General features: G+C 39.1%; 5 protein-coding genes. 3 read left to right on the plus strand and 2 right to left on the minus strand.

All coding sequences use genetic code 11. The features are described 5' to 3' along the window. Window position 1: 1 nt before the first annotated feature. Window positions 2-1,354 (minus strand): exodeoxyribonuclease VII large subunit, encoded by a 1,353-nt coding sequence (gene xseA, locus BTO21_RS01105; protein WP_045030745.1) that lies wholly within the window; start codon window positions 1,352-1,354, stop codon window positions 2-4. A 273-nt stretch (window positions 1,355-1,627) separates the two neighbouring features. Between xseA and guaB the strand changes: the two genes are divergently transcribed. The 3 genes from guaB to BTO21_RS01120 all read left to right on the plus strand — a co-directional run bounded on the left by guaB (window position 1,628) and on the right by BTO21_RS01120 (window position 6,180). Continuing rightward, window positions 1,628-3,091, plus strand: a complete 1,464-nt coding sequence (gene guaB / locus BTO21_RS01110; protein ID WP_065194877.1) for an IMP dehydrogenase — start codon at window positions 1,628-1,630, stop codon at window positions 3,089-3,091. A gap of 113 nt (window positions 3,092-3,204) precedes the next feature. Then, window positions 3,205-4,788, plus strand: a complete 1,584-nt coding sequence (gene guaA, locus BTO21_RS01115) for a glutamine-hydrolyzing GMP synthase (protein ID WP_045030740.1) — start codon at window positions 3,205-3,207, stop codon at window positions 4,786-4,788. Between the two features lie 564 nt (window positions 4,789-5,352). Further along, window positions 5,353-6,180 carry a hypothetical protein gene (locus BTO21_RS01120; RefSeq protein WP_045030737.1) on the plus strand — a complete coding sequence of 276 codons (828 nt, stop codon included), beginning with the start codon at window positions 5,353-5,355 and terminating at the stop codon, window positions 6,178-6,180. Window positions 6,181-7,003: 823 nt separating this feature from the next. Here BTO21_RS01120 and BTO21_RS01125 read toward each other — a convergent pair. Further along, window positions 7,004-7,160 (minus strand): transposase domain-containing protein (locus BTO21_RS01125; protein WP_146107823.1); only part of this gene is annotated, 157 nt, incomplete at its 5' end.

Genomic DNA, 7,160 nt, shown 5'->3' on the forward strand with positions numbered 1-7,160 from the left:
ATTATTGATCATTTACCGTGGTATAGATCTTTCCATCTGTAACGGTAGTGATCAGTTGATCGCCAGCTTTAACTTGATCACAATGGCGAATGAGGCTGCCTTGATCATCACGGGTAATTGAATAACCACGACTAAGAGTTGCCAGTGGACTGACCGTATCGAGTTTCTCAGCCGCTAACACTAATTTATGATTGGCATTGAGCAGCTTACGATCCATGGCGTCCAATAAGCGGTGTTTGGCATTTATCAGTGCTGTTTTATTGTGTTGCAGGCGTTGCTGTGGTGAGTGAAGTGACAGCTTATATTGGTTTTGAGTAATACGTTGTTGCTGTATTTGTATTTTTTTCAGCATTATCTGCTGTAATCGACGGGTTATCTCATCCAAATGTTGCTGTTGTTGGTTCAAACGTAGTTGGGGATGTTGACGTTCTAAACGATGATTTAATTGATTAATATGCTGTTTTTGTTCAGAGAGATAACATTGAATCGCATGGTGTAATTGTTGTTGTTTATGCTTGATTTTATCTGCTTGAGTGCTGTTATCACGGCTGATCAATTCTGCCGCTGCTGATGGCGTTGGGGCACGCATATCTGCGACGAAATCAGCAATAGTGACATCGACTTCATGACCGACAGCACTGACGATTGGGATCTGACTTGCGGCAATAGTACGCGCAACAATTTCTTCGTTAAAGGCCCATAAATCTTCTAATGAACCGCCCCCTCGACCGACAATTAAAATATCACATTCTTGACGTGAATTTGCCCGTCCTATCGCTTGAGCAATCGATATTGCTGCACCATCACCTTGTACCATAGTGGGATAAATAACCACCGCTAAACTTGGATCTCGACGCTTTAACACCTGCAAAATATCATGCAGGGCAGCCCCAGTTTTAGAGGTAATAATACCGACACGTTGAGGGTGTTGTGGTAATGGTTTTTTCAATGCTTGAGCAAATAATCCTTCAGCAGCAAGGGTCATTTTTAGTTGTTCAAATTGTTGCTGTAAACGACCATCACCTTCAGGTTGCATGCTTTCAATGATTAGTTGATAGTCGCCACGAGGCTCGTAAATAGATAACCGCGCTTTCACTAAAACTTGATTACCATTGCCCGGTTTAAAGCTGACATGGCGATTGGTGCCTTTGAACATCGCGCATTTTACTTGAGCACGAGCGTCTTTAAGGGTGAAGTACCAGTGACCAGAAACAGGCATCGAGAAATTCGACAATTCACCGACAAGCCAAACAATCCCCATTTCATTTTCAAGAATCAGACGGACTTGTGCATTGAGGCTGGAAACGGTGTAGATACGATCGTTGGATTGGCTTTGAGAAGCGAATAGAGTCACGAAGTGAGGCACCTGCTAACGAATGAGTGGCGGCAGGCGGTCAGAAAACTATCAAATAGAACAAAAAACGCCTAGGCAGATCAATGGACAGATCTTGGCCGTATTTCGTCGACCGCATCACCGGATAGTTAACCGAAATATACTACTCAGCAATTGTTTTTTGTCAATTAAAAAAATAAAAATAATTCTAGCCAAACGATTGCTTCATACGTATAATCCGTTCGCAATATTTTAATCTTCTTTGTAAACCTTTAAATTGGTGTGAGATATTGCATGTTACGAATTAAAAAAGAAGCGTTGACGTTTGATGATGTATTACTAGTTCCTGCTCATTCTACAGTCCTACCTAACACTGCCGATCTGCGCACTCGTCTCACGAAAGAGATTGCTCTTAACATTCCTATGCTATCAGCATCTATGGACACAGTGACTGAAGGTCGCCTAGCCATTGCACTTGCTCAAGAGGGCGGCATTGGTTTTATCCACAAGAATATGTCTATCGAACAACAAGCGGCTGAAGTTCGCATGGTTAAAAAGTTCGAAGCAGGCGTTGTTGCAGAACCTGTTACCGTTAAATCGAATAATACTATTGCAGATGTTAAACGTCTGACATTAGAAAATGGTTTTGCAGGTTATCCTGTGGTTGCAGATAACAATGAATTAGTTGGTATTATTACTGGCCGTGATGTTCGTTTTGTTACTGACCTTTCAATTAAAGTTGAAGAAGTAATGACCTCTAGAGAGAAGCTGGCTTCTGCTAAAGAAGGCGCATCTCGCGAAGAAGTTGAAGCTATCATGCAACAGTACCGCGTTGAAAAGGTACTGCTAGTTGATGACGACTTCCGCCTAAAAGGCATGATTACTGCGAAAGACTTCCAAAAAGCAGAACGTAAACCCAACGCGTGTAAAGATGCTCGCGGTAGTTTACGTGTTGGTGCTGCTGTTGGTGCTGGCGCGGGTAATGAAGAACGTGTTGCTGCACTGGTTGAAGCTGGCGTTGACGTATTACTTATCGATTCATCTCATGGTCATTCAGAAGGCGTTTTACAACGTATTCGTGAAACTCGTGCTGCTTTCCCTAATCTGCCTATTGTTGGCGGTAACGTTGCAACCGCTGAAGGTGCTCGCGCACTGATTGAAGCCGGTGTAAGTGCAGTTAAAGTCGGTATCGGCCCTGGTTCAATTTGTACTACACGTATTGTTACAGGTGTGGGTGTTCCACAAATCACCGCTATTTCAGAAGCAGCTTCTGTGGCTGACCAATACGGTATTCCGGTTATTGCTGATGGTGGTATTCGTTACTCTGGCGATTTATGTAAAGCAATCGCTGCGGGTGCATCATGTGTAATGGTTGGCTCAATGTTCGCCGGTACTGAAGAAGCACCGGGTGAAGTTGAACTATACCAAGGCCGTTCATACAAGTCATACCGCGGTATGGGCTCACTTGGCGCAATGTCAAAAGGCTCTTCTGACCGTTACTTCCAATCTGATAACGCAGCAGACAAACTTGTGCCTGAAGGCATTGAAGGCCGTGTTGCTTACAAAGGCTTGATGAAAGAAATCGTTCATCAGCAAATGGGCGGCTTACGTTCAAGCATGGGCTTAACGGGTTCTGCAACGATTGAAGATTTACGCACGAAAGCTGAATTTGTACGTATTTCAGGTGCTGGGATGAAAGAATCTCATGTGCATGATGTAACGATTACAAAAGAAGCGCCTAACTACCGTATGGGTTAATTCTTCGGCAGTCGGTAGTCTTTCGACGAAAACGATTGCCTAAGTTGCGAAGTTAGATAAAATCGGGGCTAGATATAGCCCCCAATACATTCAATTTTTGAGATAGCTCTATAATGACCACTACCGCAAATATTCATGACCAACGTATTCTTATTTTGGATTTTGGTTCGCAATACACTCAGTTAATTGCCCGTCGTATCCGTGAAATCGGCGTTTACTGTGAGCTTTGGAGCTGGGATGTTGATGAAGCTGATATCCGTGATTTCAATCCAAACGGTATTATTCTTTCTGGTGGTCCTGAAAGCGTAACTGAAGCGGGTTCTCCTCGCGCACCACAGTATGTATTTGAAGCGGGTGTTCCTGTATTTGGTGTATGTTACGGCATGCAGACCATGGCAGAACAACTGGGTGGTAAAGTTGCTGGTTCTGATGAGCGTGAGTTTGGTTATGCGCAAGTTAAGATTGTTGAGCAAACGGCTTTCTTAAAAGATATTCAAGATGCCGTTGCTGCTGATGGTACACCATTGCTTGATGTGTGGATGAGCCACGGTGATAAAGTTGTTGAAATTCCAGCTGATTTTATTAAAGTCGCTGAAACAGATACCTGTCCATTTGCTGCGATGGCAAATGAAGACAAACGTTTCTATGGGGTGCAATTCCACCCTGAAGTAACGCATACTCGTCAAGGCATGAAGTTAATTGAAAACTTCGTGATGAATGTGTGTGGCTGTGAAAAGCTATGGACATCAGCTAATATTATTGAAGATGCGATTACACGTATTAAAGAACAAGTGGGTGACGATGAAGTTATCCTTGGTCTGTCTGGTGGTGTTGATTCATCAGTAGTTGCAATGCTTATTCACCGCGCGATTGGCGATAAGCTAACATGTGTATTTGTTGATAACGGTTTGCTTCGTCTTAACGAAGGCCAGCAAGTTATGGACATGTTTGGTGATGATTTTGGTCTAAAAATCATTCATGTTAAAGCAGAAGATCGTTTCTTAGATGCGCTTGCAGGTATTGATGAGCCTGAAGCTAAACGTAAGAAAATTGGTCACGTGTTCGTTGATATCTTTGATGAAGAATCAAAGAAATTGAAAAATGCTAAGTGGTTAGCACAAGGCACTATCTACCCTGATGTAATCGAATCAGCAGCGTCTAAAACGGGTAAAGCACATGTGATTAAATCACACCATAACGTTGGCGGTTTGCCAGATGATATGGAAATGGGCTTGGTTGAGCCATTACGTGAGTTATTTAAAGATGAAGTACGTAAGATCGGTTTAGAACTTGGTTTACCTTATAACATGCTATACCGCCACCCATTCCCTGGGCCTGGTTTAGGTGTACGTGTATTAGGTGAAGTAAAGAAAGAGTACTGTGATCTGCTACGTCGTGCTGATGCAATCTTCATTGAAGAACTGCATAACGCTGATCTTTACAATAAAGTATCACAAGCATTTACCGTGTTCTTACCTGTACGTTCAGTGGGCGTGATGGGCGATGGCCGTAAATATGATTGGGTTGTATCGCTACGTGCGGTAGAAACTATCGACTTTATGACTGCACATTGGGCACACTTGCCATACGATTTCTTAGGTAAAGTATCGAATCGTATTATCAATGAAGTAAATGGCATCTCTCGTGTTGTTTATGATATTTCAGGCAAACCACCTGCAACGATCGAGTGGGAATAAAATTAGGTTAATCCCTATATCTAACTCATTGTAACACTTGAAGATAAGCCTTGATGAATACCACATTGTGATGACCTTTGTGGTGACCGTCAAGGCTTTGTTGTATCTGTAAAGGTATCGCCCATAAGTAACAAGAGGCAGGCATTGGGGTAAATTCGTAGAATTGATTACTTACATGGTGAGACATGAATTTATAATATTTTTTGAAAGTGAAGGTTATCAAGTTGATGAAATCACCACAGAATCACAGTGATAATAATCTGAATAATGATTGTTAAGTTTTATTAAGTCTATTATTTGTCATATTGTGATTACTCCTTAAGTTATGTCAGTGTGTTTGTTTATTTGTGTGTATATGTTTCTCTCTTTTCAGTGCTTCACTTGGTGCTTTGCTGGTGGAATGGGAAAAGATGATATTGAATAGCGACATAAGGAGTGAGTAACCAATGGGCTATTGATTAAGTCTATACGGTTAGGAATATTAGTGACGCTAAAGTGCTTACCAGTGAGTATGAATAGACATATAATAACCATAATTGTCTTAATATCCTCATGAACCTATCAATGAATAATCCTTTTGAATCAATTCGTAAGTTAGCTCTAAGTAAGTTATCCCAATTTAAATTCATCATGACGATAGTGATGTACTTAGCAGCAGTCATTCCGTTACTGTCTCTTGGCTATCTCATGGGGAAAACAACACCTGAGGCGTCTAAGTGGTTACTTGATTTAAGTTCATTGCTTGGTTCTATTGGTAGCCTTTTAGGTGGACTCGCTACAGTCTTTGCTGCATGGGTTGCCTTTGGTGCTTATGGTGCTTGGAAGAAACAAATAACACATCCAGAGATGTTTCAGAATCATCGAGATTCTCTTTTAAAATTAGAGAAATATCATGCTATCTTGCATAGGGTTGTAGAATATGATGTATTTAATATTGATATGATGCTATTTGATTTTCAAGGTGAGATTGATTCTATTGAAATAGGGAAAAGACAATGTTTAGAAAATAAAGATGAGATTATTAAAAATTACGAGTCTAAAGTTAATATAGTTAAAGAAAATTTGAACTCTTATGGGTTTCATCAGGATTTTTTTATTGATATAAAAACTGAAGTAATCTTAAAAAATAAAAAAATATCTATTAGTGATGACGAAACATTAGTTTTAATGAATCGATATTATAATGTGGCAAGAGAAATAAATAAGATTGTTTATTTTTGTTTGGACTTGAATAATTTCTCTAAAGTATCTTATTTCCATCATTTAACATTTAAGAGTATTATCTTTAAAAAGGAAGTTAACATTCATGATATAAATGGTGATTATGTTAGAGAATTAAATTTTCTATATGATAAAATAATCGAGGAATATAATAAAGATTGGATGCTATAAACAAGCTAAGACCAAAGTAGTGAAATACATAATAGTCTATCACTTATTTATATTTAGCTTATAATATTAAGTTGATGGATATCCCTGAATGACAGACGTAGTGAAACCTCAGAAGTTAATCTGCTTAAGAGTCTGCCAGTATCAGGGATTTTGTATTACATGGTTGTTATGGTGATTTCACTATACCATTATTGCTATTATTCAGAAGTCATCCTTCAGCATTAATTATTTTTGTTGCCAGTGTGAATGACGTAGTGTTGTACTTTTTGATGTGTAAGGATATAAGGGATATTAATAGTATTCATTTAATATACTTAAAGGATTATTGATACATCATAAAAGATATCATTAGTATGAAAGTTATAATAAGTAATACAATCTTAATTAATATCTCTATCTTTAATAAACATAAAGAATGAATATATTGTTAATGTATCACTGATTATAATAACAACAAGAAGAATTTAATCATTATAATAATACTTGTCTTAAATGGTCTTAATAAGATATCTTTAAGTTGTATTATTATGTAAAAATCCTGAGCCTGTAGAGGTAAGTAAACCTATACTGATACAAGTCCATATATAAATATCTATATGTGTCTATACCAGTCAATCTCTTGCTGATACTTCTCAAATTTAGTTCCTTGAGCTTTAATTCCTGTGAGTGGCTGCCTGAATTGCCACAAAGTACGTTTAAGTGAAGGTCTATATCCCAAATGTATTGCCTCTTTAGTGGTCACCATTACGTGTTACACCTCATGAAGGTAGTCAATTACAATACTTGTTGATATGTAAGCGCGCAATTAAGCAGTGAGGCCTTATTAGGCCTCATCTATTGGGAAGTTCCAGGGCATAAGATCGGTGAGATCATCTTGTGGAGTACGGGTTGGTAGCACTTTGAATAAGTGTGCGAAGTAGTAATACGGATTAATATTATTGGCACGACAGGTCATCACTAAACTATACAAGTTAGCACTC

The organism is Photobacterium phosphoreum, from assembly GCF_002954725.1.
GTDB classification, from domain to species: Bacteria; Pseudomonadota; Gammaproteobacteria; order Enterobacterales; family Vibrionaceae; genus Photobacterium; species Photobacterium phosphoreum.

Excerpts from the sequence above, each read along its gene's own strand:
- guaA (WP_045030740.1), top strand. The coding sequence starts at position 3,205 with ATGACCACTACCGCAAATATTCATGACCAACGTATTCTTATTTTGGAT.
- BTO21_RS01120 (WP_045030737.1), top strand. The coding sequence starts at position 5,353 with ATGAATAATCCTTTTGAATCAATTCGTAAGTTAGCTCTAAGTAAGTTA.
- guaB (WP_065194877.1), top strand. The coding sequence starts at position 1,628 with ATGTTACGAATTAAAAAAGAAGCGTTGACGTTTGATGATGTATTACTA.